Genomic DNA, 899 nt, shown 5'->3' on the forward strand with positions numbered 1-899 from the left:
TGGAGAGCGACACAACATTGCTGTCGGTCGTGCTCAAGCCGGTAGACAAAGAACTGATGCCGCTGGCGGAAGTGCTCAAACCCGTGGAGGTTGACGTGGACAGCGAAGTGATCCGGCTGTCGGCCGTGCTCAGTCCTGTCGAGGCGGAGGTCGATAGCGAGCTGATGCCGGTGGATGCGGACGTCGACAGGGATGTGACGCTGCTGTTCGCCGTGCTCAACCCGGTCGACAGGGAGGTAATGCCGCTGGCGGCCGTACTCAGGCCCGTCGAGGTCGAAGTGGACAGGGAGCCAATCCCGGTCGATGTCGAAGTGGACAGGGACGTCGTGCGGCTGTCCGCGGTGCTCAGGCCGGTGGAGGTCGAGGTCGACAGCGAGGCCAGGCCGCTGGAGATGGCGCTGACGCCGGTCGACAGGGAGCTGACGCCCGTGGACACCGATGCGACCGCGCTATTCGTGGTGCTCAGTCCCGTGGACAGGGAGCTAATGCCGGTCGAAGCCGACGTGGACAGCAACGCGACATTACTGTCCGTGGTGCTCAGGCCCGTCGACAGGGACGTGATGCCGCTGGTCGCCGTGCTCAAGCCGGCGGAGGTGGAAGTGGACAGCGAGGTGACGCTGCTGGCAGCGCTGCTCAGGCCGGTGGAAAGAGAGCCGATGCCGGTGGAGGTGGATGTCGACAGCGAAGTGATACGGCTGTCGGCGGTGCTCAAACCGGTCGAAGTTGAGGCGGACAGCGAGGTGACGTTGCTATTGGTCGTGCTCAGGCCGGTCGACAGCGAGCCGATGCCGGTTGATGCAGATGTCGACAAGGACGTAACACCGCTGTTGGTGGTGCTCAGGCCCGTGGACAGCGAGGTAATGCCGCTGGCGGAAGTGCTCAAGCCGGTCGATGCCGAC

General features: G+C 64.5%; 1 protein-coding gene. It reads left to right on the plus strand.

The window, feature by feature from the left end; all coding sequences use genetic code 11:
• A partial coding sequence (locus PMI15_RS25500; protein WP_007873509.1) for a hypothetical protein occupies window positions 1-899 on the plus strand: 899 nt, incomplete at both ends.

This window comes from Polaromonas sp. CF318 (genome assembly GCF_000282655.1).
Lineage (GTDB): Bacteria > Pseudomonadota > Gammaproteobacteria > Burkholderiales > Burkholderiaceae_C > Polaromonas.